This is a genomic window from Promicromonospora sukumoe 327MFSha3.1 (assembly GCF_000385135.1).
Classification (GTDB): domain Bacteria; phylum Actinomycetota; class Actinomycetes; order Actinomycetales; family Cellulomonadaceae; genus Promicromonospora; species Promicromonospora sukumoe_B.
Genome location: NZ_ARQM01000010.1, coordinates 1,520,078 through 1,545,489 on the forward strand (window position 1 = coordinate 1,520,078; position 25,412 = coordinate 1,545,489).

The window sequence follows — 25,412 nt, forward strand, 5'->3', positions numbered from 1 at the left end:
GCGAGGCGACCAGAACGGCTGGCCCATGACCTCCTTTCCCTCCGGGTTCTTCGACCCGCTCCCACGGATCCTCGTGGCCGACGACTTCGACCACGGCATGAGCGGGTGGCTGGACCTGCGCCCGAACTTCGTGGCCCCCGGGTTCCGCGAGCACTCCTCCGACATCGACCTGATCCACTGGGGTCCGACGATGCTCAGCTCCGCGACCTTCGCCTTCGGCGGCACGCACGGCTCCGCGAGCGGCACCTACTCCCTGAAGATCTCCAGCCGCGCCGCCGCGGCCCCGGCCGACCAGCCCCCGGCCGCCGGCTCGATGGGCCTGGCGATCAAGCGGCTCGCCGTCCCCGGCGACGCACGGCGGCTGCGGATCGAGGCCCTGCTCGCGTACAAGGTCGAGCAGGACCGCCCCGGCCTCGGCGTCGACGACCTGCGGGCGTTCGGCATGTTCGTCGACCTGCAGGACGACGAGCACCGCTACATGCCCGGCGTCCGCTACGTGAACGCCGTCGGCGGCGAGGCCGTGCGGCGCTGGCAGTACTACAGCCCCACCGACGCCACCGACGAGGAGTGGAGCTACGGCGCCGACGGCTGGCACAAGGCCGGCGTCGACCCGCAGTGGTTCGGCGAGCGCGGCCCCGACGGGTCCACGGTCGCCACGACCTGGTTCGAGGACGGCGAGCAGCACCTGATCTACAACGAGTCGGACGACAAGCTGAACTGGACCCCGTTCTCGCTGACCGTCGACCTCGTGAACCGCTCCTACGAGGAGTTCCGCGTGGGCGGGCGCAGCTTCCGCTTCCCGGACGGCGCCCACCCCACCCTGGCCCCCGCGTACAACGACATCGAGGGCCTGCTCAACCCGGTGTTCTTCGTCGAGGCCGACACCGACCGGCGCGTCTCCCTGTTCCTCGACTCCGTGCTGATCTCGGTCGAGCGGGGGGAGGCGGCGTGAAGACCTTCTACACCTCCGTGGTCGAGCTCCGGCAGCCCTTCGACCACGCGATCGAGACCCACCCGTACGAGTGCGGCTGGGCCGACGAGGCCATCTTCTTCGTCGAGCTGCACGACCCCGAGCCCGGCACCGCCGTCGAGCTCCGGGTCCAGGTCAGCCCCGACGGCATCCGCTGGATCGACGAGGGCACCGTCCTCACCACCACCAGCACCACGTTCGCCCGTGTCAGCCACTTCGGAGGATTCCTCCGCCTGGCCGGGACCGCACGGCAGGCCGACGGCGGGGCGGCGTCCGCCACCGTGTCGGTGCGCCTCGCACTGAAGGGTTAGAAAGGAAACGATGACGTTCCGGATCAACAAGGCCACCGTCGGTGCCACCGTGGGCACCGCACTGGAGTGGTACGACTTCTCCCTCTACGGCACCGCCAGCGCGCTGGTGTTCCCCGCCGTGTTCTTTCCGTCCCAGGACCCGGTGCTCGCGACCCTCGCGTCGTTCGCCACGTTCGCCGTCGGGTTCTTCGCGCGGCCGGTCGGCGGGCTCATCATCGGCCACCTCGGCGACAGGTACGGCCGACGGCAGATGCTCTTCCTCACCCTCGTGCTCATGGGCGTCTCCTCGACCCTGATCGGGCTGGTGCCCAGCCACGCGAGCATCGGCGTCGCCGCGCCCGTGCTGCTCGTCGTGCTCCGCGTGGTGCAGGGCTTCGGCGCCGGGGGCGAGTACGCCGGCGCGACGCTGCTCGCCGCCGAGCACTCCCACGACGGCGCTCGCGGGCTCAACGCCGCGATCCCCGGCGCGGGCAACGCCGTCGGCGCCCTGCTGGCCACGGGCGTGCTGACCCTGCTGAGCACCACGCTCTCCGAGGCCGCGTTCCTGTCCTGGGGCTGGCGCGTCGCGTTCCTGCTCAGCATCGCCGTGAGCATCACCGGCGTCCTCATCCGGCTGCGGGTGGCGGAGAGCCCGGAGTACGAGCGCACCAAGGCGCAGGGCCACGTGCCGCGGGTGGCCATCGGCGAGCTGTTCCGCACCGCCGGGCGCAAGATCCCGTTCGCGATGCTCGCGAGCATCGGCCCGAACGTGGCCAGCTACCTGCCGTCGGTCTACGCCCTGACGTACCTGACCGCGACGGTGGGCGCGCCCGCGTGGATCGGCCTGACCGGCATCCTGATCGGCAACCTGCTCAAGCTCGTGACGATCCCGCTGGCCGGATGGATCTCCGACCGGGTCGGACGGCGCCCGGTGTTCCTGGCCGGCGCGCTCGGCGCGGTGGCGCTGATCTACCCGTTCTTCTTCCTGCTCGACACGGGCACCCCCGTGCTCGTCTGGATCGCCCTGGTGCTGCTCTTCACGTTCTGCAACGACGCGATGCTGGCGGCCCAGTCGGGGTTCATGTCGGAGCTGTTCGACGTGCGCCACCGCTACACCGGCGTCACGTTCAGCCGCGAGATCACCGGGGCCCTCGTTGGGGGCACGCTGCCGTTCGTCGCGGCCTGGCTGACGGCGGCGGCCGGAGGCGGGTCGTGGTTGGTGGCGCTGTACTGCGCCGTCCTGTGCGCGCTCGCGGCGCTCGGCATGTTCCTGCTCCCGGAGACGCGGGTGGTCGCGCGGCCGGTGCGGGTCTGACGGCGGCTGACCGTGTCTGACCGTGTCTGACCAGCGGGGGAGGGGCGGTGACCGGTTGGCCGCCGCTCCTCCCCGCCCGGCATAGTGGGCACATGGACAGCTCGGGGCGGCAGGCGACGGAAGGGCTGCGGACGGCGGCGGGACCTCGGACTGCGGCGGGGTCGCAGGCGGCGGGGCCTCGGTCGACGGCGGGAGCCGGACCGCGGAGCGGGCCGGTCCGGCTGGCCGACGTCGCCGAGGCCGCCGGGGTGTCCCGCGCGCTGGCGTCCCGCGTGCTCAACGGCGACCCCGCGGCGCGGGCCGCGGCCGAGACCAAGGCCCGCATCGTCGAGACGGCGGCGCGGCTGGGCTACGTGCCGAACGTGGCGGCCAAGAGCCTGCGGGGCAACCGCACGGGGCTCATCGGGCTCGTCGTCCACGACCTGTCCAGCCCGATCTACCTGGAGCTGATGCGCGGGGCGCGCGAGGAGGCCGCCCGCCACAGCTACTTCCTGGTGCTGGGCGACGTCGACGAGCTCCTCGCGGACGAGGACGCCTACCGGATCCTCATCAGCGGTCGGCGCGTCGACGGCATCATCATGCAGGGCGGCCACGGCGAGCTCGACCGGCGGGTCGGCGACATCGCGCGGGCACTGCCCACCGTCGTCGTCAACGCCCCGACCGACGTCGAGCACGAGGGCGCGACCCAGGTGTATCCCGACGAGGTGGCCGCGACGCGCCTGCTCACCGAGCACCTGATCGGGCTGGGGCACCGGCGGATCGGCCTGGTCTCGGGCCCGCGGCAGTCGATGACCAACCGGCTCCGCGAGGAGGGCATCGTGACGGCGCTGGCCGCGGCGGACCTGGAGCTCCGGGAGGAGGACCGCGTGCACGGCGAGTGGTCGGCCGACGGCGGACGGGCCGGCGTCGACCAGCTCGTGGACCGCTGGGGAGGGGGCGCCGACCGCCCGTCGGCCCTGATCGCCGGCAACTCGCTGGTCGGCATCGGCATGCTCGGCGCGCTCGCCCGGCACGACCTGGTGGTCCCGCGCGACCTGTCCGTCGCCGCCGTGCACGACACGTGGATCAACGAGCACCTCGCGCCGTCGCTGACCGCGGTCAGCCTGCCGCTGCACGAGGTGGGGACGGTGGCGGTGCGGACGCTGCTCGCCGGGTCGCACGGCGGCCGACACATCCTGTCGGACCCGCCGCCCGTGCTGCATGGCCGGGGGTCGACGGGGGCGGTCGGGTGAGGCGGGTGCTGGTGGCCGACCCCACGAGCTCCGCTCGCTGGGTGCTGCCGGTGCTGCTGCCTGTCGCGGCGGTGGTCGTCGCTCACCTCGTCCTGCACCCCGGCAGCTGGGCCGACGTCGCGGGCAGCCTGCTCGTCGGCGCGTCGCACGCCGGAGCGGTCGTGCTCGGCACCGCCGTCGTCGTGCTCGTGCTCCTGGCGGCCGGGATGCTCTTCCGTGGCAGGCGGGGCGGGGCCGTCCGGGTGCCGGACGGGCGCGTCTTGACTGGGCTCGCCGTGGCGGCCTACCTGGTCCTGCTGACGGCGATGTCCGGCCGCATCAAGCCGTTGCCGATCTTCGAGGGGCTGGAACGCCACTGGCAGGGCAAGATCCTTGATCTGCTGTGGCTGGCGGTCCTGCTGGGGATCCTCCATCGCTGGGCACGGGCCGAGGTCGGGCTGCGCTGGCGGCTCGAGCCGGGTTCCGCCCGCCCGGCCCTGATCCTGATCGGGGCGACCTTCGGTCTGTTCGCCGGGCTCACCGTCCTCTCCGTCGCCCTGGACTGGGTTCCGGTCGAGCCGGTGAGCGCCGAGCAGCTCGCGTACGACGCCACGATCCCCAACCTGACCGAGGAGCTCATCTGGCGGGGCGTCATGCTTGCCGTGCTCGTCGCCGTGCTCCCCCCGACCCGTGCGGTGCTCGGGGCCCCGGTCGGCTGGGCGGTGGTGATCAGCAGCGTCGCCTTCGGCGTCGGCCATGCTGTCCTGGTCGACCTGGAGGGGGCGTGGTCCTTCAGCCTGGCCGGAGGGCTCTTCGCCACGGCGATGGGGCTCGTGCTCGGCTGGGTCTGGAGCCGCACGCGCAGCATCTGGCTGGCGTTCCTGCTGCACTGCGCGCCGGAGGTCGGGGTCGACGTCGGGATGCTTCTCCTGGCGTGAGCGGTGCGGGCCGCGATGGCGCGGACGGTCCCGCGGCGGCTGATGTGTGCGATCGGGGCCGGTTACGCGACAGGCAGAAGAACGAGCGGGTGTCAGTGGCTCCGCATAGGATCGAACAAAGGTCCGCTGCAATGGTGTGGCTGGAGCAGTATTAGGGTCTGGGGAGGTGTTGGCATGGGCAGGCAGTGGTCGGACGGCGTTGGGGGCTCGGTATCCGCCGTGCGTGAGGATCCGTTCGTGGACGGCACCATGCCTGACGACGCCTGGCTCGCCGCGCTGTACGCCGAGTGCGAGGCGCTCTTCGGTGACAATGACGGGCGGCATGGGCTGGAGGTGCCGCCGGAGCCGGGATGGTGTGACGCCGTGTCCGGTGGCTTGCCCGACTCTTGTGCGGATTTCGGGCCGGTGGCGTTGTGGCCGGACGAGGTGCTGCGCGAGGCATTGACCGAAGCGCCTGGGGCCGAGCTGGCACGGGTGGTCAGCGAGGTCACCGGGCTAGGGGCCGCATCGCGGGTTGGCGCGGACCCCGCGCTCGCCGAGGAACCCGACGTCGAGGGTGGTCGTGGGTCTGTCGCCGTCGCGGAGGGGTTGGCCGCGCTTGCTGGTCTGTCCGACGACATGTTGGGGGACCTCGCGTCCGCGTGTGCCCGGCTGCAGTCCTGGGCAGCCGGAGTCCAAGCCCATGTCGTAGCGGAGCGGGCCGCGCGGGAGTCGAGCCCGTTGGCGCATGCCTCGTTGGTCGGGCAGGTCACCGCGGAGCTCGTGGTCACGCAGGCCGAGGGTTCCGAGGTGGTGGTGCGGGCCGAGTCGGGCGCCGACCACCCCACGGTGATCACCGCGCTGGTCGCTGGGCGGGTCGATGTGAAGAAGGCCCACACCCTGCTCCGGTCGGCCGCGCAGCTGACGGTGGCCGAGCGGGCCGAGGCGATTGCCCGGTACCTGCCGCAGGCCCCGTTCCGGACGTGGCGTTGGTTGCGGAACAAGATGTTGGCGTTCGCGAAGGCGAGGCACGGCGCCGAGGAGACCGCCCGAGCCGCGGCACTGGACCGCAACGTCCAGCTGGACCGTGCTGAGAACGACATGGGTTGGTTGTCCGCGTACCTGCCGGCGGTGGATGCTGCGGCGGTGTGGGGTGTCGTGGACGACATGGCGCACCAGCTGCGGTACACGGCGGGTGAGGAGCGGACCCTGGGGCAGCTCCGTGCTGATTGCCTGACGGGGATCGTGACCGGTCGGCTGGTGCCCGGGGACCGGTTCGCGGCGACATGCCGGGCGGAACGGACCACCACGACCACGAGCACGGACATGACCACGAGCGCGAGCGTCGGTTCGGGTTCGGGTTCGGGTTCGGGTTCGGGTTCGGGCTCAGGCGGCGGCACCAATGCGGGCACCGACACGGACACGAGTGCGACTGCGAACCCCAGCTCCGACACGGATACCGAAGACACCGGCGCTGGCTCAGTCTGCACGTGTGGTGGCCGGGCGCCGGTCGTCCACGAGACCGTCGTGCGTGTGACGCCCACCCGACCGGTCGTCCGGGTGACCGTGCCGGTGAGCACCCTCCTGGGACTGGATGACATGCCTGGTGAACTGGACGGGTTCGGCCCGGTCCCCGCCGAGACCGCACGGCTCATTGCCGAGGACGCTACCTGGCAGCGCCTGCTCACTGACCCGGTTACCGGGGTGCTCACCGACTACTCCACGACGACCTACAAGCCGGGCCGGGTGCTCCGCTCGGCTGTCGAGGCCAGGGACGGGACGTGCACCTTCGTCGGCTGTGACGCGGTGGCGGTGTCGTGCGACCTGGACCATATCGAGCCGTTCGACCACGACCAGGAAGCCAGTCAGCACGCAGCCGGGAAGGCCGCGCGTGGTCAGACCCGAGCCGACAACCTCCACGCGCTCTGCCGACGCCACCACCTGCTCAAGACGCACGCGGGTTGGGGTGTCGTGCGCGACCCGAGCACCGGGATCACGACCTGGACCACGCCGACAGGACGGACACACACCCGACCGGCGACGGTCCTGGATACCCGAGTGGACCTGCACCAGGTCGACCCGGGCACCAGTCACGACCTGACCCTGCGTGCCCTGACCGGACGCCGGCTGCCTCGGGTCTACGCCACGACTGCACCGGCGACCGACACCGCCGATACCTCCGACCTCATCGCCCCATCTGGACCCGGCGAGCCGCCGTTCTGAGTCGGCAGCCGGGCCCGGGAAGCGAGACGACGCATCCGGACGATCGCCACCGCCGTAGAACGGTGCCGGATCGACGCCCGGCCGCGTCGTTCCGCCGCAGCCCAGTTGTCAGGTTGGTGTCGCGTACCTGTCGCCCTGGTACCGCATGGCTCTCGACGCAGTGCCGCATACCTGTCTACCCCCGGTGCCGCACTGCAGCCGAACGCATGACGCATGGCTGTCGGCCTGGCGTCGAGGAGGACCCGCGGGTCCTGGTAGGCGCGGTGTGAGCACAGCGTCCGCGCGTCGAAAGGCCGCCAGGTCTCGCACTCGTTCGGCAATTCTGTCGTTGCCGCGTTGCTGCGTCTTGTCCCCCCGTCCCGCTGTCCCGTCGCGGCCAACCGCCGCCGACCCGACCCGCGCCGACACCTGTCAACCCACCGGCTTGTGATGCACGCGGCCACGACACATCCGTAGCCTGAGGGCCTGTCCGCACGCGAGGGGGTCGCTGATGGCTGGTCTATGGGGTAGGAAGTCACGCGCGAAGAGCTGGAAGCGCGGCCTGTGGGGAAGCACGACCAAGGGCCGGAGCAAGAACCTGGCCAAGCGGCTGTGGGGGAGCAGCAAGCGCCGCAAGGGCGGCCTCTGGTGAGGCGCGGTTCCTAGGAGTCCTCCGCCACTACCTGCACCTCCGCCCCAGCCTCGCTGAGCTCGTGGGCCCGCCGCAGCACGTCCAGCTGCGCCGAGCTGTACAGGGCCTGCAGGGCCTGGCCGACGGCGTTCCGCGCCGCCTCGGCCTGGCGGGGTGTCGTGGCCTTCGGCTCCAGCGTCACCGACCCGTTGGCTCCGACGAACGGCGCCATCCGTTCGGCGAGCACCTGCCGCGTGGCCTCGTCGGCGTCCGCGGGGAGGTCGCGGAACGCCTCGTCGATCGCCTCGTGGGGGTTGACCGCGAGCACGGCGCGCAGTGCGTCCATGGACTCCGCGGTGAACAGCTGGGCGTAGATCGTCAGGAGCGCGCGGTCGTTGTCGCGCAACGGCCGCGCGACGTCGTGGAACGTGGCGGGCACGTCCGGCGTCGCGCCGGGTCGGGACAGCGCGGCCAGCTCCTGGCGGATGCCCTGGATCCGCTCGACCGTGGCCTCGAGCTCGGCGTCGATCTCCCGGAACACCGAGGGGCGTTCGTCGCCCGCCGTCCCCAGCTCCGCCACCTGGGCCAGTGACAGGCCCAGGCCGGTCAGCCGCTTGATCTGCAGGAGGCGCGTCAGGTGCCGCACCTCGTACCGCTTGTTGTAGCCGTTGGGCTCACGGTCGGGCTCGTCGAGCAGACCGACCTGGTGGTAGTACCGCACGGTCTTGACCGTCGTGCCCGACAGCTCGGCCACCTCGCGCGTGCTCCAGCTCATCGTCCGCGGCGCTCGCGCAGCCAGACCAGGACGACCATGGTCACGTTGACGCCGGCCAGGATCAGCAGGGACGCGTCGCCGGTGTCGGTGGACCGGTCGATGGTGTAGCCCTCGCCGTCGGCCATCAGGGTGTTGACGCTCGAGAACAGGACGTTGTTCGCGACGTGGAACGCGACCGGCGCCTCGATGCCGCGGCTGATGATCGCCATGAGGGCGGTGGCCGCGCCGATGAACGTGTAGTACCCGAACAGCCAGGGATCGCTGGAGCCGTGCACCACCGCGAAGGCCAGGCTGGACACCACGAGGCCGACGGCGAGGGCCGGGCGGACGGCGCGCACCCAGGACGCGGCGGCGGGCAGCACCGAGCTGCGGAACATCAGCTCCTCGCCGACGGCCTGGAGCGGGGTGCTCAGGAGCGTCACGACCAGCATGAGGACCGTGGTCCCGGAGACGCCGAACGCGACCCAGCCCGGTGACTCCGGCGCGACCAGTGCGACGACGCCGATCCCGGCCCCCACCAGCACGGCGGCACCCACCAGGTACGTCGCGAGGCGCGTCCCGTCGAACTTTCGGGGCGAGCTGAGCAGGCTGCGCCACGGCACCCCGGCCAGCCGGGCCAGCAGCAGGACCGCCAGCACGCCCGCCAGGCCCACGCTCAGGTTGATCGCCAGGAGCTTCAGCGGCGTGAACGTGGCCGACATCGGGTCGTCCGAGCCCTCGAGCACGCCCACGAGCTGGTAGAACACGACCTGCAGCACCACCATGACCAGCGGCGGCACGACGATGACCACGAGCGGCTTCCACCAGCTCATGCGCAGGTGCGCGCCGAAGGGCCGCGAGACGTCGAGGCCCTGGGGCCGACCAGCTTCTGTGGTGCGCACGATGAACGATCCTTCTCTCGGGGGCGGATCGGTCGATCCACTCCCGAGTGGACTATGTGCCCCAGGGGCAGAGGCAAGCGCAGGACCGGTCAGGCGGGCAGCGGCGGGTTCGAGTCGTCGTAGATCCGGGCCGCGGTCAGCAGCCCAGAGGCGCCTCGCACGTACACCGCGACGCCCGCCTCGGGTGGCAGGTCGGTCACGCCCCACCGCACCACGTTGTACTCCAGGGCGCAGGCCCGGCCGTCGTCCGTCACGGTGCAGTGCTCCAGCGGGATGCCGCCGCCGTTGGAGAAGAACGACGTGAACAGCGCGCGCAGCTCCCGCGTGCCGCGGTGCACGTACTGCCCTCCGGCGGGCTCGCGCACGGTCGCGTCGGGTTCGAAGGCCGCGACCGTGGCCTCGACGTCCCCGGCGGCCAGCGCGCGCTGGTAGTCGCCCACCGACCCGGGTTCCGTCGCGTTCTCGTCGGGCTGCAGCAGCGGCGGCCGGACGGCGTGCGACCCCGTGATCGGCCAGGTGCTGAAGTACATCCGCAGCTCGTGCAGCCCGGCGTCCGACCGCTCGGTGACGATCGCGACCGGCAGCTCGACGCGCCGCGGTCCGACGTCGTACCACAGCACCACCTCTTCGACCGTACGGTGCGGGGTGATGACGAGGTCGACGGCCTCGACGGCGAAGTCGGCCGCGTGCAGCTGCGCGCTCGTCGTCTCGACGAACCGGCGGAACGCGTCGCGACCCTTGATCCTCCCGCGCACCGGGTGGTGGAGCTCGGGCTCCCCGGCGAAGGACTCGATCAGTGCCTCCACCTGGCCTGACGTGATGCCGTCGAAGAACGAGACCGCGGCCGGGGGAGCAGCGTCGCGTCGGGTCAGCTCGGCGACGTAGTTCGCGGAGAAGTGCTCGGGTAGCCAGGGCATCAGACCTACCTCCATGGGTGCGGTCCGGTCATCATACTGCGATTCGAGGTATCTCGTTTCGAGGTATGATCGCGGCGTGATCGAACTGATGATCCTCGGCTTCCTCGCCGAGCGGCCGCAGCACGGGTACGAGCTCCGGCGCCGCATGGAGCAGCTGCACGGATACGCCCGCACCATCAGCGACGGCACCCTCTACCCGGCGATCGCCCGCCTCACGAAGGGCGGGCTCGTCCGTCGCGCCACCGAGCCCGGCAGCGCCGGGGCGCCGCGCCAGACCCTGACGATCACCGATGCCGGCCGGGCCCGCCTGCTCGACCGGTTGCGCGCGGCCGACGGGCACGACATCACCGACGGCAGCCGCTTCTTCGTCGTGCTCTCCTTCCTGTCCCTGCTGCCCGATCGAGCCGAGCGTCATGCCGTGCTCCGCCGTCGCCTGGACTACCTCGACCAGCCCGCGAGCTTCTTCTACGACGGCGACCGGCCCCTGCGCGCCGCGGACGTCGCCGACCCGTACCGCCGCGGCATCCTGCTCTCGGCGCGTGCCCACAGCAAGGCCGAGCGTGCGTGGATCCGCGAGCTGCTCGACGCCGACACCACCGAGGAGACCGCCCCGTGACCGAGACCATGCGCGCCGTCGTGCTCGACGAACCCGGTCCCGTGACCAGCCTGCACGTCCGCGAGCTCCCCGTGCCGGAGCCCGGGCCGGGCTCGCTGCGCATCCGGGTGGAGGCCTTCGGCCTCAACCGCTCCGAGCTGCACACCCGGCTCGGGTTCGCCGGCGACGCCGTCACCTACCCGCGCGTGCTCGGCATCGAGGCCACGGGCACGGTCGACGCCGACCCCACCGGGACCTTCGCGGCGGGTCAGCAGGTCATGACGATGATGGGCGGCATGGGCCGCACCTACGACGGCGGCTACGCCCAGTACACCTGCGTCCCGGCCGAGCAGGTCATCCCGTTCCGCTCCGAGCTGCCGTGGACCACCCTCGGCGGTGTCCCCGAGATGCTGCAGACCGCCTACGGGTCTCTGACTGTCGGGCTCGACGCCCGGCCCGGCCAGACCCTTCTGGTGCGCGGCGGCACCTCGTCCGTCGGACTGGCCGCCGCCGTCCTGGCCAAGCGGATGGGCATGACGGTCCTGTCCACGACCCGCAACGCCGGCAAGCGCGAGGCGCTGACCCGGGTCGGCGTCGACCACGTGCTGGTCGACGACGGCGACGTGGCCCGCCAGGTGCGCGAGCTGCTGCCCGACGGCGTCGACGGCGCCGTCGAGCTCGTCGGCACCCCTACGCTGCCCGACACCCTGCGTGCCGTCCGCGTGCACGGCACCGTCTGCTTCACGGGCATGCTGTCCAACGAGTGGATCGTCAAGGACTTCTACCCGATCGGCTACCTGCCGTCCGGGGTGCGGCTGACCGGATACTCCGGCGAGGCCGAGAACCTGCCCGCCGGCGTCCTGCAGGAGTTCCTCGACGACGTCGCCGCCGGGCGCGCCGTCGTCCCCGTCGACCGGGTCTTCGGGCTGGACCAGATCCGCGAGGCGCACACGCTCATGGAGTCGGGCGACGCCCGCGGCAAGCTCGTCGTCCTGCCCTGGAGGCGCTAGACCGGCACCCGCTCGACGAGCCGGCCGTCGAGCACGTGGACCACGTCGTGCATCCGGGGCAGGTGGACGACGTCATGGGTCACCAGCAGGGTCGACGTCGCCAGCTCGTCGGTGAGCCGCAGGATCAGCTCGATGATGCTCGCACCACGTTCCTGGTCCAGGGCGCTGGTGGGCTCGTCGACCAGCAGGGCGCTGGGCTCGTTCATCAGGGCACGGGCGATGTTCACGCGCTGGCGCTGGCCACCAGAGAGCTGGTGCGGCCGCTTGTCCCGGTCGCCGGCGAGGCCGACGGCGTCCAGCAGCGCGTCGGCCCGTTCTCCCACGGCATGGCGCCGGTGCCTGGAGTGCCGGCCGCCGAGCTCGTTCATCACGGACAGCTGCTCCCGGGCGGTGAGGGACGGGATGAGGTTGGGCTGCTGGAAGACGATGCCGATCGTGTCGCGGCGCAGCGCGGTGGCCTCGTCCGGACCGAGCCCGGTGGCGTCGACGTCGTCCACGAGAACGCGGCCCGAGTCGGGGCGGATGAGCGTCGCTGCCACGGCGAGCAGGCTGGACTTGCCCGAGCCGCTCGGGCCGGTGATGCCCACGACGGTGCCCGGGCGGGCGGTGAGGCTCACGTGGTCCACCGCGGTGATGCGGTCCAGGCCGTCGGGAAAGGTCAGGGTGATGTCTTCGAGCCGGATCATCGGTTGCTCCCGAGGGCGGTGAGGGGGTCGGCGGAGGTGACGGAGCGCAGGGCGAACGCTGCCCCGGCGAGGCCGAGCACGGTCATCAGCGCGCCCGGCAGGACGGTGGTGACCGGGCTCAGCAGGAACGGCAGCGAGGCGCCGGCGAGCGCACCGAGCGCGCTCACGACGGCCAGTCCCGAACCGATCCCCACGAGCAGCACGACCAGGGCCTGCCCCAGGGCGTCACGGACCAGCGACCGGGTGCTGGCGCCGAGCGCCTTGAGCACCGCGACGTCGCCCTTGCGCTGCATCGTCCAGACGGTGAAGAAAGCTCCGACCACCAGCCCGGAGATGCCGAACAGCAGGACGACCATGAGCAGGAGCGACCCGATCTCGGACCGGAAGGCGGACAGGGCGGTCAGCGAGCCGAGCGTGGTCGTGGACACGGTCGAGGCGGCGGCCGGGTCGGCGGCCTGGCCCGTGGCGCCGGTGACGGACAGGACCGTGGCCCAGGCGTCCGGCGCACCGGTCGCGGCGGAGTAGCCCTGCCAGTCGCGCAGGGTCATCTCCACGACCGGCGTGTGGCTGTACCAGCCGTCACCACCCACCTTCTCCACGGTGTAGGAGGTGCCGGCGATCGTGACCTCGTCGCCGGTGCCGACCCCGAGCTCCCGCGCCGCGGGCGCGGACAGGCCGAGGAGGCCGTCACCGGACGGCGCGCCGGCGTCGAAGCCCGGACGCACCCCGAACACGGCGACCGCGGCACGGGTGCCGGCCGACTCGGCGCGGGTCTGGCTGATGCCGACCGGTTCGGCCGCCGTGACGCCGTCCGCGCCGGCCCAGGCCGCGGCGTCCTCCTCGGTGACGGCCGAGTCGGCGAAGCTGGGGCCGGAGCTGCCAGGCTCGGGTGCGGAGAACACGACCCGGTCGCCCGGGAGCGAGAGGACGGCGGAGACGTTCTGGACGGCCAGCCCACCGGTCAGGCCGCTGAGGAACCCGACGAGAACGGTGATGAGCGCGACGACGGAGCCGATCAGGACGAACCGGCCGCGAGCGAAGCGCAGGTCGCGCAGCGCGACGAACATGAGACTTCCTTTCCTGCCACCTCGGCGGTGACCCGTCCACTGTCCTGCGCGACGGCCGGCGGGTCATCGGCTGCCCGGACGGCGTCGCGCGCCCGAACGGTGGTCGTGCGAATCGTCCTTTTGGACGATGCCGTCCGCGCGCCCGTGCGTAAGGTGAACGGCATGGCCCACACCGCGCTCACGCCCGTGTTCGTGGGCTTGCGCACCGGCCTCCACGTCCTGTTCGCCGCGCTCACCCTCGTCGTGGTCGCCCGTGCGGTGCTCGCGCCGACGACCGCGCCCGTCGCGGTGATCGTGACGGCGATCGTGCTCCTGGTGACCTACGCGCTCGGCGGCGTCGTCGCCGGCCGGGGACGCCGGCGCGGCCGCGCGGCCGGGCTGCTGTGGCTGGGTGCGCTGAGCTTCGAGTGGCTGATCCTGCTGTGGCTCGTCCCCGAGGCCGCCTACCTCGTGTTCCCCCTGTTCTTCCTCTACCTCCACCTGCTGGGCCGGCGGTGGGGGTCGGCCGCGATCGTGGTGGCGACCGGCGTCGCGATCATCGCGCTCGGCCTCCACGGCGGCTGGAGCGTCGGAGGCGTCGTGGGGCCCCTGGTCGGCGCCGGGGTCGCGCTGCTCATCGGCCTCGGCTACCAGGCGCTCGCCCGGGAGGCGGCGCAGCGCGAGGCGCTGATGCGCGAGCTCGTCGCGGCGCGCGACCAGCTCGCCGCCACCGAGCACGAGTCCGGGGTCCTGGCCGAACGCGCGCGGCTGGCCCGCGAGATCCACGACACCCTCGCGCAGGGCCTCTCCAGCATCCAGCTGCTCCTGTACGCGGCCGAACGGGCCGACCCGGGCCGACCCGGCGTCGAGCACATCCGGCTCGCCCGCGAGACCGCCGCCACGAACCTCGCCGACGCCCGCCGGTTCGTCCGCGAGCTGACCCCGCCCGATCTCGACGACCACGGCCTGGGCGGCGTGCTGCGCCGGCTCGCGGACACTCAGTGGGCCACCCGGGGACTGCGGGTGGACGTCCGCGTCGCGGACACGGTCGACCTGCCGATGCCCCTGCAGACCGCCCTGCTGCGGATCGCGCAGGGCGCCGTGGCCAACGTGATCCAGCACGCCCACGCCGCCACGGCCACCGTCGCCCTGACCGTCGACGAGGACCGGCTGCGGTTCGTGGTCTCGGACGACGGCCAGGGCTTCGACCCCCGGCAGACCCCGCCCCGGACGCGCGGCGAGTCGGACTCGTTCGGGCTCCGGGCGACCCGGGAACGCGTGCAGCAGCTGGGCGGGATCCTCACCATCGACTCCGCGCCCGGCGCGGGGACCACGCTGGTCGTCGAGCTCTCCCGGAAGGACGCCGCATGATCAGGCTCGTCGTCGCGGACGACCACCCCATCGTCCGGGCGGGGCTGCTCGCCCTGTTCGGTTCCGAGCCGGACATCGACGTGGTCGCCGACGTCCCCGGTCCCGACGAGGCCGTGGCCGCCGCGCAACGGGAGAACCCGGACGTGGTGCTGATGGACCTCCAGTTCCGTGCCCGCACCACCACGGGCGCCGACGCCACCCGCCGCATCCGCGCGCTCGACGCCGCGCCCTATGTTCTGGTGCTGACCAACTACGACTCCGACGCCGACATCCTCGCCGCCGTCGAGGCGGGTGCCAGCGGATACCTGCTCAAGGACGCTCCGCCGCACGAGCTGACCACCGCCGTCCGCGCCGCCGCCGCCGGGGAGAGCGCGCTGGCCCCCGTCATCGCGACGCGCCTGCTCGACCGCATGCGCGCTCCGCAGGTGAGCCTCAGCTCGCGCGAGATCCAGGTGCTCGAGCTGGTGGCCGCCGGCCGGTCCAACACGGAGGTCGCCGCCGACCTCTTCGTCAGCGAGACGACGGTGAAGTCCCACCTCGCCCACATCTACTCGAAGCTCGACGTCAGCTCGCGGACGGCCGCGGTCTCGGCGGCCCGACGGCGGGGCATCCTGCGCCAGGTATGAGCACCGGGAAGCGCCTGGGTGCCCACGCCGTTGAGGCTCGTGTGAAGCTCTCGCTGCTGGACCGTTCCCGCACCCGGGTGGGTTACCCCGACGGCGCCGCGCTGGCGCACACGATCGAGCGGGCGGTCACGGCGGAGCGACTCGGCTACCACCGCTTCTGGGTCGCCGAGCACCACGCCGTACCGGGGATCGCGTCGGCGTCACCGCCGGTCCTGCTGGCCGCCCTCGGCGCGCACACCACCACCATCCGGATCGGTTCGGGCGGTGTGATGCTGCCGCACCACCAGCCGCTGGTCGTGGCCGAGCAGTTCTTGATGCTCGACGCCCTCTACCCGGGTCGGGTTGACCTCGGGCTGGGTCGCAGCCTCGGCTTCACGGCACCCGTCCGCCGCGCGCTGCGGCACCCTTCCGAGACCTTCGCGGAGGACGTCGCGGAGGTCCGCGACCACCTGGACGGCACCGCCGCGGTGACCGCACGGCCCGTCACCGCGCGCACCATCCCGGTCTTCGTCCTGGCCACCGGGCGAGGCCTGGCGATCGCCTCCGCGCTGGGCCTGCCCGTGGTCGTCGGCGGGCCGGTGCTCGGCAGCCCCTCGCTGGCGGACGCCCTCGCCGCGTACCGCAAGGAGTTCCGGCCGTCCGCGCGCGCACCGGAACCGTCGGTGACCGTCTCGCTCGACGTCCTGGTGGGGGAGACGGACGCTGCGGCACGCGACCTGGCCCTGCCCGAGGCGTGGGCGATGGCGCGGTCCCGGCAGACGGGCGAGTTCGGACCGCTGGAGCCGGTCGCGGCCATCCGCGCCCAGCGCTGGACCAGTCAGGTGCGCGACCGCGTCGAGGGGTACCTCGCGCAGGGAGCCGTCGGGTCACCGGCCACGGTGCGCGGCCACCTCGGCCGGCTGGTGGAGGTCACCGGAGCCGAGGAGGTCCTGGCGTTCAGCTCGACCTACGACCGCGAGGCCCAGGCAGCCTCGGACGCCGCCCTCCGCGAGCTTTAGAACCGCGCCGGCCGGTCTACCCGGCCGTGACTTCGTGTCGCTGGCTCATTCCCCGTCCTCGACCCGGTCCGAGGGCACGGCCTGGCCCGCACCGCGCGATGGTTCTGCGGCGTCGCACGCCTCCGACGCGCGCTCGTTCGTGGTCGGCCGCGGTTCGCGCGGGGTGGCCGACGGCGTGGGCCGCGCGGGCGAGCACTCGCGCGGGTCGGTGCTCGGGGTGGGCTCGGGCGACGGGGACGGCGGCGGCGCGGTGACCTCGGGCCGTGGCGACGCGGGGACCTGCGACCCGGGCTGCGTCTCGCCGGCGTCGGACCACAGCAGCGCCGTGCCGACTCCCGCCCCGCACAGCAGCGCCACGGTCGCGGTCAGCGCCCAGACGGCGGCCCGACGGCGGGGCTGCGTGGGGTGCTGCCCGGACCGGAGGATCTCGACCTGGGCGTCGTCGTCCAGGGGGAGCAGGTCCGGGTCCGGCCGGCCGTGCCCCGAGGTGGCGGCGTGCAGGCGGGTCAGGTCCAGCTCCCCGTCGACCTGGTCGAGCGCCCGGCGGGCTCGGGCCAGGGGGTCGTTCTGCGCTCTCGGCTGCGGTCTCATGTCAGTCCTCCTGGCCTTCGGTCACCGTGCGGTACGCGGCTCGTAGCCGCCGTCGGGCCCGGTACACCCGGGCGGCCGCGGTCGCGGCCGAGCAGCCCAGCACGCGGGCGATCTCGCCGGTGCTGAGCTCGGCGGCGGCCAGGAGCTCGACCACCTCCCGGTCGGCCGGACGCAGGAGGGCCAGGGCCCGCCGGAGCAGGTCGAGCTCGTCGACCAGCCGTGCGTCGTCCGGCCCGGGCGGTGCGGGATGTCGCATGGCGCGGTCCGCGAGCGCGGTACGCCGTCGCTCGGCCCGTACCTGGTTGGCCAGCACCCGCCGGGCGATCGCGAGCAGCCAGGTCCGCGGCTCGTCGGGTACCTCGCCCTTGCGCCAGGCGATGAGGAACACCTCGGCCACGACGTCCTCGGCCTCCGCGGCGCTCAGCCGGGTGCGCACGTAGCGGTGCACGGCGCGCGCGTGCTCGTCGACCAGGACCTCGGTCTGCTGCGGGGTGAGCGTGCCGTGGGCGAGGTCACGCTGGTCGGCATGGGTGGACAGGGTGGTCTCCAGTGGACGGGAGCTGTGGCTGAGCGGTCCTGCGAGATGGTCGGTGTCCGGCAGGGCCCTCGTCATGACAGCTTGCCGGTGTGGACCACGTCACAGCCCGAAGCCATCATGCATCGCGCCCCGCCGCACACTGACCGCTGCGTGAGCATCGAAGAGAACACCCCCGTCCAGCCGTCCACCGTCCCGACCCGCCGCCACGGCGCCTGGAGCTCCGCCACCCGTGGCGTCGTCGCCGCGGGCGGCGCGCTCGCCGTCGCGCTCCTCGCCACGGCCTGCACGCAGGCCAGCGCCGCCGTCCCCGAGGAGCCGTCGGCGGTGCCGTCCGCCGTGTCTGAGCCCGCCGAACCTGCGCAGGAGCCGTCCGACGAGGGCGAAGCGACGCCTGAGCCCGCCGCCCCGAGCGAGACCCGACCCTCTGACGAGAGCGACGAGAGCGAAGCCGCGCCCGCCCCGGCCGCCCCGAGCGAGACCCGGCCGTCCGACGAGGGCGAGCCGCGGCCCGTCCCGACGGTGCCCGGCGAGCGGGCGGAGCAGGGGCTCGTCGTCACCGGCTGAGCAACTCCCGGTCTCCTGATCGAGGCGCCCGCCCCGGTTCTCCCCGGGGCGGGCGCCTCGTGCGTCCTGCGGCACTGTGCTGCTCATCTCATGCATCAATATGCAGGCTAGCGAGAATAGTCACGCTCCGTGTAGCGTGCCCGAGCGAGACACCCGCTCAACGTCATCTGGAGGATCGATGGAGATCACACGACGGACGGCCGTCACCGGGGCAGCGATTCTCGGCGCCGCCGCCGCGGTCGGACTGCCCACGACCGCGTCCGCCTCGGGGCGGACGGCGCCCGCAGCCCCCGCGCCCGGCACGGTCGAGCGCTGGGGCCTGCACGAGATCGTCCTGAACGGCCCCGACAAGGGCAACCCCTTCGTCGACGTCACGCTCGCCGCCGTGTTCCGCAGCGGGGACCAGCGGATCAAGGTGCCCGGCTTCTACGACGGCGAGGGCACCTACCGCATCCGGTTCTCGCCGCCGCAGACCGGTGCGTGGAGCTGGAGCGTCGAGAGCAACGTCCGGGCGCTGCGCAAGTCGGGACGGGTCACCGTGGTGGAGCCCGCCGCGGGCAACCACGGGCCGGTCCAGGTCGTGCCGGACGGGTACCACTTCGTTTACGCCGACGGGTCGCCGTACCGGCAGATCGGCACGACGTCGTACTCGTGGGCGCTACAGGGCGACGAGAAGTGCGCGGTGACGCTGGACACGCTGAGCAAGGCACCGTTCAACAAGATCCGCATGCTGGTGTTCCCGAACGTCCCCGCGGCATACACCGACCCGTTCGTGCGCACGGGCACCGAGCCGGGCGCCTGGGACCCGACCCGGTTCGACCCCGCCTACTTCCGCAACTACGAGCGCCGCATCGCGCAGCTGCTGGAGCTCGGGATCCAGGCCGACGTCGTGCTGTACCACCCCTACGACGAGGACCGTGGCTACTCGGACATGGCGCGCGCCGACGACGAGCGTTACGTGCGGTACGTCTCCGCCCGGTTCGGCGCCTACCGCAACGTGTGGTGGTCGATGGCGAACGAGTACGACGGCGTGGACAGCAAGTCGGTCGACGACTGGGACCACCTGTTCGAGGTGCTCGTGGCCGCGGACCCGCACGACCGGCTGCGCTCGATCCACAACGCCAACATCTACTACGACGCCCGCAAGCCCTGGATCACGCACGCGAGCGTCCAGAGCGCCGGCGCCTCCATGGACGGCCTGCGTGCCCACCTGCACCGGCAGTTCGCCCTCAAGCCGGTCGTGTTCGACGAGGTCGCGTACGAGGGCAACATCTCCGAGCGCTGGGGCCAGCTCTCCGGCGAGGAGATGACCAGCCGGTTCTGGAACACCTACGTGGGCGGCACCTACTGCGGCCACGGCGAGACGCTCAACCCCGAGCAGAAGCCCAGCATCTCGTGGCTCGGGCAGGGCGGGACCCTGAACGGCACCAGCGCCCCGCGCCTCGCCTTCCTCAAGCAGGTCATGGAGGACGGCCCGGCCCCCGGCATCAACGCCCTGCAGCCCGACTGGGACTACGAGATCGCCGGCGTCGACAACCAGTACTTCGTGAAGTACTTCGACGACGCCACCCCGACCGAGTGGGCGGCCGTGCTGCCCAACGGCGCCGGGCTGGCGTTCAAGGCCGACATCATCGACACCTGGAACATGACGGTCACGCCGGCCGGCACGTTCAACATGGCCAAGGTGCCCCGCGGCGCCCAGGACCCGGCGCGTCCGAACATCGAGCTGCCGGGCAAGCCCTGGATCGCGGTCAGGTTCACGAAGGCGTGAGCCGCGTGCCGGGACAGGACCGCGCCGTCGTCGTCGAGGCGCCGCGCGTCGAGCACCACCGCGAGCCGCTCGGCATCGGGGAGCGGACGCCGCGCCTGTCCTGGCGCGTTCTGTCGGCGCCCGAGGCGTGGCGGCAGACCGCGTACCGCGTCGACGTCGAGCGGGACGGCACGACGACGTCCCACGAGGTGCAGGGCCAGGACCAGGTGCTCGTGGCCTGGCCCGGCCGGCCCCTGCGCTCGCGGGACGTCGCCGTCGTCCGCGTCGCCGTGCGCGGCGCGGACGGGGCGTGGTCCGACCCGTCGGCCCCCACCACCCTGGAGGCGGGGCTGCTCGAACCCGCCGACTGGGTCGCGCGGCCCGTGGGCGCCACGCGGAACGAGAACCCGAACACCGACGACCGGCGCCCCTCGATCCTCCGCACGGAGTTCGAGGTGCGCCCCGGGCTCGTGCGCGCCCGGCTGTACGCCACGGCGCACGGGCTCCACGAGGCCGAGATCAACGGGGAGCGTGTCGGCGCCGACGTCCTCGCGCCGGGGTGGACCGTCTACGGCGAACGGCTGCGCTATGCCACCCACGACGTGACCGCGCTGCTGGAGCCCGGCGCGAACGCGATCGGGGCGTGGCTCGCCGACGGCTGGTACCGGGGCCGCCTCGGCTGGCGGGACGGGTTCCGCAACGTCTACGGCGACGACCAGTCCTTCCTCGCGCAGCTCGAGCTCGTGTACGCCGACGGCACCCGCGAGGTCGTGCCCACCGACTGGTCGTGGCGCTCGGCGCCGAGCCCGATCCTGCGCAGCGGGATCTACGACGGCGAGGATTACGACGCGCGCGCGGAGCAGCCCGGCTGGTCGCGGGCCGGCTTCGACGACTCCGCCTGGGACGGCGTGCAGGAGCGGCGCCGCGACCCCGCGACACTCGTGGCCCCCACCGGGCCGCCCGTGCGCGTGACCCAGGAATTGCGGCCGGCCCGGGTGCTCACCGGTCCCAGCGGCTCGCGCATCCTCGACTTCGGCCAGAACCTCGTCGGCCGGGTGCGCCTGCGCGTCAGCGGCCCCGCGGGCACGACGGTTACCCTGCGCACCGCCGAGGTGCTGCAGGACGGCGAGATCTGCACCCGGCCCCTGCGCGCCGCGCGGTCCGCCGACAGCTACACGCTCGCCGGCCGCGCCGTCGAGGAGTGGGAGCCGAGGTTCACGTACCACGGCTTCCGCTACGCCGAGGTGTCCGGCTGGCCCGGCGACCTCGACGCGGACGTCGCCGAAGGCGCGCTCGTCGCCCGGGTCCTGCACACCGACCTGGAGCGCACGGGGTGGTTCGACTCCTCCGACCCGCTGCTGAACCGGCTCCACGAGAACGTGGTCTGGAGCATGCGGGGCAACTTCGTCGACCTCCCCACCGACTGCCCGCAGCGCGACGAGCGCATCGGCTGGACCGGCGACCTCCAGGTGTTCGCACCGACGGCGTCGACCCTGTTCGACGTGTCCGGCATGCTGTCGGGCTGGCTGCGCGACCTCGCCGTCGAACAGCTCCCGGACGGCACCGTGCCCTGGTTCGTGCCGGTCATCCCCGCGGTGGACAAATGGACGCCGATGCGGCCCGGCGCCGCCTGGGGCGACGCAGCGACGCTGGTGCCCTGGACGCTGTACGAGCGGTTCGGCGACGCGGGCGTGCTGCGCGCCCAGCTCGACAGCGCCCGGCGCTGGGTGGACCTGGTCGAGCGCCTGGCCGGCCCGTCGCGGCTGTGGGACACCGGGTTCCAGCTCGGCGACTGGCTCGACCCGGCCGCTCCGCCCGAGGATCCTGCCGACGCGCGGACCGACCGCTACCTCGTCGCGACGGCGTACTTCGCGCGGTCGGCGCAGACGGTGGCGCGCATGGCCGAGGTGCTCGGCCTGGACGCCGAGCACGCCCGCTACGCGGCGCTCGCGGACGAGGTGGCCGCCGCCTTCCGCGCGGAGTACGTGGCCGACGACGGGCGGATGTCGAGCGACGCCCCGACGGCGTACGCGCTCGCGCTGCGGTTCGGCCTGATCACCGACCCGGCCCTGCGCGCGGCCGCGGCGTCCCGCCTGGCCGAGCTCGTGCGCCAGGCGGGGAACCGCATCGCGACGGGCTTCGTCGGCACGCCCCTGGTCTCGGACGCGCTCAGCGCCGACGGCCACCTCGGCACGGCGTACGACCTGCTGCTCGAGCGCGGCTGCCCGTCCTGGCTGTACCAGGTGGAGCAGGGCGCGACGACGATCTGGGAGCGGTGGGACTCGCTGCTCCCGGACGGCACGGTCAACCCCGGCCAGATGACGTCGTTCAACCACTACGCGCTCGGCGCCGTCGCCGACTGGACGCACCGGGTGGTCGCCGGCCTGGCGCCCGCAGCGCCCGGCTACCGGCGCATCCGCTTCGCGCCTCGGCCCGGCGGCGGGCTCACGCACGCGGGCGCACGGCACCTGACGCCGTACGGCGAGACGTCGATCTCGTGGCGGATCGAGGGCGGCGGGCTGCGGGTCGAGGCCGTGGTGCCGGTCGGCGCCACGGCGGTCCTGGACCTGCCCGGGGCCGAGCCGGAGGAGCTGGACGCCGGGACCCACCGCCGGACGGCGCCGTTGCCCCGGTGAGGCGGCGACCCGGTGAGGAGGCGACCCGTCAGCCGCGGGTCGCCTCCTCCAGCAGCTCCAGCACGTGCCGGTACGGGGCGCCGGTCGCCCGCGTCATGCCGATCTCACAGGTCCGGTTGCACGAGGCGTGCGCCTCGCCGCCCAGGGCGCGCACCTCGGCCGCCTCCCGGGCGGTCGCGGACGCCGTCAGCTCGGGGTGCAGCATGCCGCGGTCCCCGGCGAACGCGCAGCAGCCCCAGGCGTCGGGCACGGTCACCTCGTCGGCGACGGCGCGGGCCACCGTCGTCAGGTCGTCGTCGAGCCCGAGGCGGGCCGACGAGCAGGTGGGGTGCAGGGTCAGGGTCGCGAGGTACGGAGCCACGTCGAGCCGGGGGAGCAGCACCCGCGCCGTGAACCGGACGGCGTCCTCCACCTCGACGCCCGACTCCGCGAGGGTCTGCCGGAAGCCCTCCGTGCAGCTCGACGCGTCCGTGACCACGGGGAGGCGGCCGTCGTCCGAGGCGGCACGCAGGGCGTCCACGACCCGCGCCGCCATGGTGGCCCGGCCGGCGTCGTGCCCCTTGGACGCCCACGGGGTGCCGCAGCAGAGCCCGTCCGCCCCCGGCGGGACGACCAGCCGCACGCCCGCGCGCTCGGCCAGCAGGGCGAACGCCGCCGTGACCCCGACACCGGCACCCTCGGGCCCGGACCCCTCCGGCCCGAACATCGTGTTGACGCACGCCGGGAGGTAGACCGCCACCGGCGCGTCCGGGCCCGACCCGACGGAGTCCCCGAGCCGGCGTCGGGCACTGCCGCCCGGCGGCAGGTCCGGGGTGTGGCGGGGGACCGTGTCCGCGCCGAGCACCGCCCGGGCCAGGTCCGTCGCGGCCGTGACCGGGGCGGACGGCAGCCGGCCGGCCAGGGTCAGCGCCGCCGACGCGCCGCGCGTCACGGCGCCCCACGACCCCGCCGCGGCGGTCCAGGCCGTGTCGAGCGCCGGCTGGCGCGCCTGGCCGCGCAGGCGCTTGACCAGGTCGCCGGTGTTGATGAGCACCGGGCAGGCCGTCTGGCACATCCCGTCCACGGCGCAGGTCTGCACCCCGGCGTACTCGTAGTCCCGGTCCAGCTCGCGCAGCAGCGCGGTGTCGCCGTCGGCCGCCGCGCGGGCCGCCGCGCGCCGGGTGACGATGCGCTGCCGGGGCGTGAGGGTCAGGTCCTTGCTGGGGCAGACCGGCTCGCAGTACCCGCACTCGACGCACCGGTCCACCTCGGCCTCGACGGGCTCGGCGAGCTTGAAGTTCCGCAGGTGCGCCTCGGGGTCGTCGTCGAGCACGACCCCGGGGCTGAGGATCCCCTCGGGGTCCACCAGCCGCTTCAGGGAACGCATCACGTCGTAGAGCTCGTCCCCGTACTGGCGCCGCACGAAGGGGGCCATGGCGCGGCCGGTGCCGTGCTCGGCCTTGAGGTTCCCGCCGGCGCCGAGCACGAGGTCGACGAGGTCCTCGGTGAACGCGGCCAGCCGGCCGCGCTGCTCGTCGGTCTCGAACCGGTCGGTCAGCATGAAGTGCACGTTCCCGTCCTTCGCGTGGCCGAAGATCACGCCGTCGCGGTAGCCGTGCCGCTCGAACAGGTCCTGCAGCGCGGCGCAGGTCGCCGCGAGCGCCGGCACGGGCACGACGACGTCCTCCAGCAGGGCGGTGGTGCCGCGCGGGCGCGCGCCGGCGACCGCGGCGTACAGGCCCTTGCGCAGCTTCCAGGCGGTGGCGCGGTGGGCGGCGTCGGCCAGGAGCGGGGCGGGCCGCAGCAGCGGCAGCGCCGCGATCGCCCGGGATCCCGCGGCCGTCATGGTGTCGAGCTCGTCCGGCGTGTCCGACTGGTACTCGACCAGGAGCGCTGCCTCGGTGGTGACGTCCAGGCCGACGAGCGCCGCGGGCGGGTCGGCCTGCGCCTGGCCGACGCGGAGGCTGGTGGCGTCCATGAGCTCGAGGGTCGCGGCTCCGGTGGCGACGAGGTCGGGGAGCGCGCTGGTCGCGGCCTCCAGGTCGGGGAAGACCGCCAGCGCGGTCGCGGTGTGCGGGCGCAGCGGGACGGTGCGGAAGACCGCCTCGGCGACGAAGGCGAGGGTGCCCTCGCTCCCGACGACGAGGTGGGCGAGCAGCTGGGCGGGTGTCGCGTGGTCGAGGAACGCGTTGACGCCGTAGCCCATGGTGTTCTTCATGGCGAAGGCGCGCCGGATCCGGTCGACGGAGTCCGGGTTGCCCGTCACCCGGCGCCGGAGCCGGTCGAGGCCCTCGACCAGGTCCGGCTCGGCGGCTCGCAGCGCCGCGTCGGCGTCGGGGGCGCCGGTGTCGACGACGGTCCCCGACGGCAGCACGAGCACGAGCGACTCGAGGGTGGCGTAGGAGTTCTCGGCGGTGCCGCACGCCATCCCGCTGGAGTTGTTGCTGACGACGCCGCCCACGGTGCACGCGACCTCGCTGGCGGGGTCGGGGCCGAGCCGGCGGCCGTGCCGTCGCAGCCGCGCGTTGACCTGGCGCACCGTGGCACCCGGCTGCACGCGGACGCGGGCGCCGTCGTCCAGCACCTCGATCCGGGTGAAGGCGCGCCGGGTGTCGACCAGGATGCCGTCGGTGCCGGCCTGCCCCGACAGGCTGGTGCCGCCGGAGCGGAAGGTGACGTGCGCGCCGCTCGCGGCGGCGGCGCGCAGGACGCGGCCGACGGTCGCGGCGTCGTCGGCGACGACGACGGCCTGCGGCGTCAGCAGGAAGTGCGAGGCGTCGGCGGCGACGGCGACGCGGTCGAGCGCGCGGGTGCTCACGGACCCGCCGGGCCCGACGGCGTCGGCCACGGCGCGGGGGACGGAGCCTGTGCTGCTGAGGGTGGTCATCGCTCTCCTCGTCCGGTTAGTCTGAG

Annotated in this window: 22 protein-coding genes; 14 read left to right on the forward strand and 8 right to left on the reverse strand. The window is 73.4% G+C overall.

What is annotated here, in order from left to right; all coding sequences use genetic code 11:
* The first annotated feature begins 25 nt into the window (after positions 1 to 25).
* From H291_RS0110525 to H291_RS32420, 6 genes are all read left to right on the forward strand, one after another.
* Entirely contained in the window at positions 26 to 952 is a 927-nt protein-coding gene (locus tag H291_RS0110525) for a DUF6772 family protein (protein ID WP_026365616.1), read from the forward strand.
* Positions 949 to 1,281 (forward strand): hypothetical protein, encoded by a 333-nt coding sequence (locus tag H291_RS29480; protein WP_020014959.1) that lies wholly within the window; start codon positions 949 to 951, stop codon positions 1,279 to 1,281. The genes H291_RS0110525 and H291_RS29480 overlap by 4 nt, the downstream gene beginning before the upstream one ends.
* A gap of 10 nt (positions 1,282 to 1,291) precedes the next feature.
* Positions 1,292 to 2,575, forward strand: a complete 1,284-nt coding sequence (locus H291_RS0110535; protein WP_020014960.1) for an MFS transporter — start codon at positions 1,292 to 1,294, stop codon at positions 2,573 to 2,575.
* A gap of 92 nt (positions 2,576 to 2,667) precedes the next feature.
* Complete coding sequence (locus H291_RS29485; RefSeq protein WP_084467915.1) at positions 2,668 to 3,807, forward strand: LacI family DNA-binding transcriptional regulator; 1,140 nt, start codon at positions 2,668 to 2,670, stop codon at positions 3,805 to 3,807.
* An 11-nt stretch (positions 3,808 to 3,818) separates the two neighbouring features.
* Positions 3,819 to 4,724: a CPBP family intramembrane glutamic endopeptidase gene (locus H291_RS0110545; RefSeq protein ID WP_157236805.1), complete on the forward strand. Its 906-nt coding sequence runs from the start codon at positions 3,819 to 3,821 to the stop codon at positions 4,722 to 4,724.
* Between the two features lie 174 nt (positions 4,725 to 4,898).
* Complete coding sequence (locus H291_RS32420; RefSeq protein WP_020014963.1) at positions 4,899 to 6,926, forward strand: HNH endonuclease signature motif containing protein; 2,028 nt, start codon at positions 4,899 to 4,901, stop codon at positions 6,924 to 6,926.
* A 641-nt stretch (positions 6,927 to 7,567) separates the two neighbouring features.
* On the opposite strand, the gene H291_RS0110555 is transcribed toward H291_RS32420, so the two are convergent.
* The 3 genes from H291_RS0110555 to H291_RS0110565 all read right to left on the reverse strand — a co-directional run bounded on the left by H291_RS0110555 (position 7,568) and on the right by H291_RS0110565 (position 10,109).
* Entirely contained in the window at positions 7,568 to 8,311 is a 744-nt protein-coding gene (locus H291_RS0110555; protein WP_020014964.1) for a helix-turn-helix domain-containing protein, read from the reverse strand.
* Positions 8,308 to 9,192: a CPBP family intramembrane glutamic endopeptidase gene (locus tag H291_RS0110560; RefSeq protein ID WP_020014965.1), complete on the reverse strand. Its 885-nt coding sequence runs from the start codon at positions 9,190 to 9,192 to the stop codon at positions 8,308 to 8,310. The genes H291_RS0110555 and H291_RS0110560 overlap by 4 nt, the downstream gene beginning before the upstream one ends.
* 89 nt (positions 9,193 to 9,281) lie before the next feature.
* Positions 9,282 to 10,109, reverse strand: coding sequence for a nuclear transport factor 2 family protein (locus H291_RS0110565; protein ID WP_020014966.1), 828 nt, complete (start codon positions 10,107 to 10,109; stop codon positions 9,282 to 9,284).
* Positions 10,110 to 10,185: 76 nt separating this feature from the next.
* On the opposite strand from H291_RS0110565, the gene H291_RS0110570 reads away from it, so the two are divergent.
* Together H291_RS0110570 and H291_RS0110575 are read left to right on the forward strand one after the other, a co-directional pair.
* Complete coding sequence (locus tag H291_RS0110570; RefSeq protein ID WP_020014967.1) at positions 10,186 to 10,725, forward strand: PadR family transcriptional regulator; 540 nt, start codon at positions 10,186 to 10,188, stop codon at positions 10,723 to 10,725.
* A complete protein-coding gene (locus H291_RS0110575) occupies positions 10,722 to 11,714 on the forward strand; it encodes a zinc-binding alcohol dehydrogenase family protein (protein ID WP_020014968.1) in 993 nt (330 codons plus the stop codon). Before H291_RS0110570 ends, H291_RS0110575 begins: the two co-directional genes overlap by 4 nt.
* Here the strand turns inward: H291_RS0110575 and H291_RS0110580 are convergent.
* The gene (locus tag H291_RS0110580; RefSeq protein ID WP_020014969.1) at positions 11,711 to 12,400 is read right to left on the reverse strand and encodes an ABC transporter ATP-binding protein; all 690 of its coding nucleotides are present in this window, start codon (positions 12,398 to 12,400) and stop codon (positions 11,711 to 11,713) included. The genes H291_RS0110575 and H291_RS0110580 overlap by 4 nt on opposite strands.
* A complete protein-coding gene (locus tag H291_RS0110585; RefSeq protein ID WP_020014970.1) occupies positions 12,397 to 13,467 on the reverse strand; it encodes an ABC transporter permease in 1,071 nt (356 codons plus the stop codon). The genes H291_RS0110580 and H291_RS0110585 overlap by 4 nt, the downstream gene beginning before the upstream one ends.
* Before the next feature lie 162 nt (positions 13,468 to 13,629).
* Between H291_RS0110585 and H291_RS0110590 the strand changes: the two genes are divergently transcribed.
* The 3 genes from H291_RS0110590 to H291_RS0110600 are packed head-to-tail and all read left to right on the forward strand — an operon-like array spanning position 13,630 to position 16,441.
* Positions 13,630 to 14,817 carry a sensor histidine kinase gene (locus H291_RS0110590; protein ID WP_020014971.1) on the forward strand — a complete coding sequence of 396 codons (1,188 nt, stop codon included), beginning with the start codon at positions 13,630 to 13,632 and terminating at the stop codon, positions 14,815 to 14,817.
* Positions 14,814 to 15,443, forward strand: a complete 630-nt coding sequence (locus H291_RS0110595) for a response regulator transcription factor (RefSeq protein WP_020014972.1) — start codon at positions 14,814 to 14,816, stop codon at positions 15,441 to 15,443. Before H291_RS0110590 ends, H291_RS0110595 begins: the two co-directional genes overlap by 4 nt.
* Complete coding sequence (locus H291_RS0110600) at positions 15,440 to 16,441, forward strand: MsnO8 family LLM class oxidoreductase (protein WP_051109406.1); 1,002 nt, start codon at positions 15,440 to 15,442, stop codon at positions 16,439 to 16,441. The genes H291_RS0110595 and H291_RS0110600 overlap by 4 nt, the downstream gene beginning before the upstream one ends.
* A 45-nt stretch (positions 16,442 to 16,486) precedes the next feature.
* On the opposite strand, the gene H291_RS0110605 is transcribed toward H291_RS0110600, so the two are convergent.
* The gene (locus tag H291_RS0110605) at positions 16,487 to 17,032 is read right to left on the reverse strand and encodes a hypothetical protein (protein ID WP_026365618.1); all 546 of its coding nucleotides are present in this window, start codon (positions 17,030 to 17,032) and stop codon (positions 16,487 to 16,489) included.
* A gap of 1 nt (position 17,033) precedes the next feature.
* Complete coding sequence (locus H291_RS29495; RefSeq protein ID WP_020014974.1) at positions 17,034 to 17,645, reverse strand: RNA polymerase sigma factor; 612 nt, start codon at positions 17,643 to 17,645, stop codon at positions 17,034 to 17,036.
* Between the two features lie 75 nt (positions 17,646 to 17,720).
* Here H291_RS29495 and H291_RS0110615 point away from each other — a divergent pair, with 75 nt between their 5' ends.
* The 3 genes from H291_RS0110615 (at position 17,721) to H291_RS0110625 (ending at position 22,520) form a co-directional block, all read left to right on the forward strand.
* On the forward strand, positions 17,721 to 18,134 hold the full coding sequence (locus H291_RS0110615) for a hypothetical protein (protein ID WP_020014975.1): 414 nt from the start codon (positions 17,721 to 17,723) through the stop codon (positions 18,132 to 18,134).
* 178 nt (positions 18,135 to 18,312) lie between these two features.
* A complete protein-coding gene (locus H291_RS0110620) occupies positions 18,313 to 19,905 on the forward strand; it encodes a DUF5060 domain-containing protein (protein WP_020014976.1) in 1,593 nt (530 codons plus the stop codon).
* Positions 19,902 to 22,520 carry a family 78 glycoside hydrolase catalytic domain gene (locus tag H291_RS0110625; protein WP_020014977.1) on the forward strand — a complete coding sequence of 873 codons (2,619 nt, stop codon included), beginning with the start codon at positions 19,902 to 19,904 and terminating at the stop codon, positions 22,518 to 22,520. Before H291_RS0110620 ends, H291_RS0110625 begins: the two co-directional genes overlap by 4 nt.
* 28 nt (positions 22,521 to 22,548) lie before the next feature.
* On the opposite strand, the gene H291_RS0110630 is transcribed toward H291_RS0110625, so the two are convergent.
* Positions 22,549 to 25,386, reverse strand: a complete 2,838-nt coding sequence (locus tag H291_RS0110630; protein WP_020014978.1) for an FAD-binding and (Fe-S)-binding domain-containing protein — start codon at positions 25,384 to 25,386, stop codon at positions 22,549 to 22,551.
* Positions 25,387 to 25,412 lie beyond the last annotated feature (26 nt).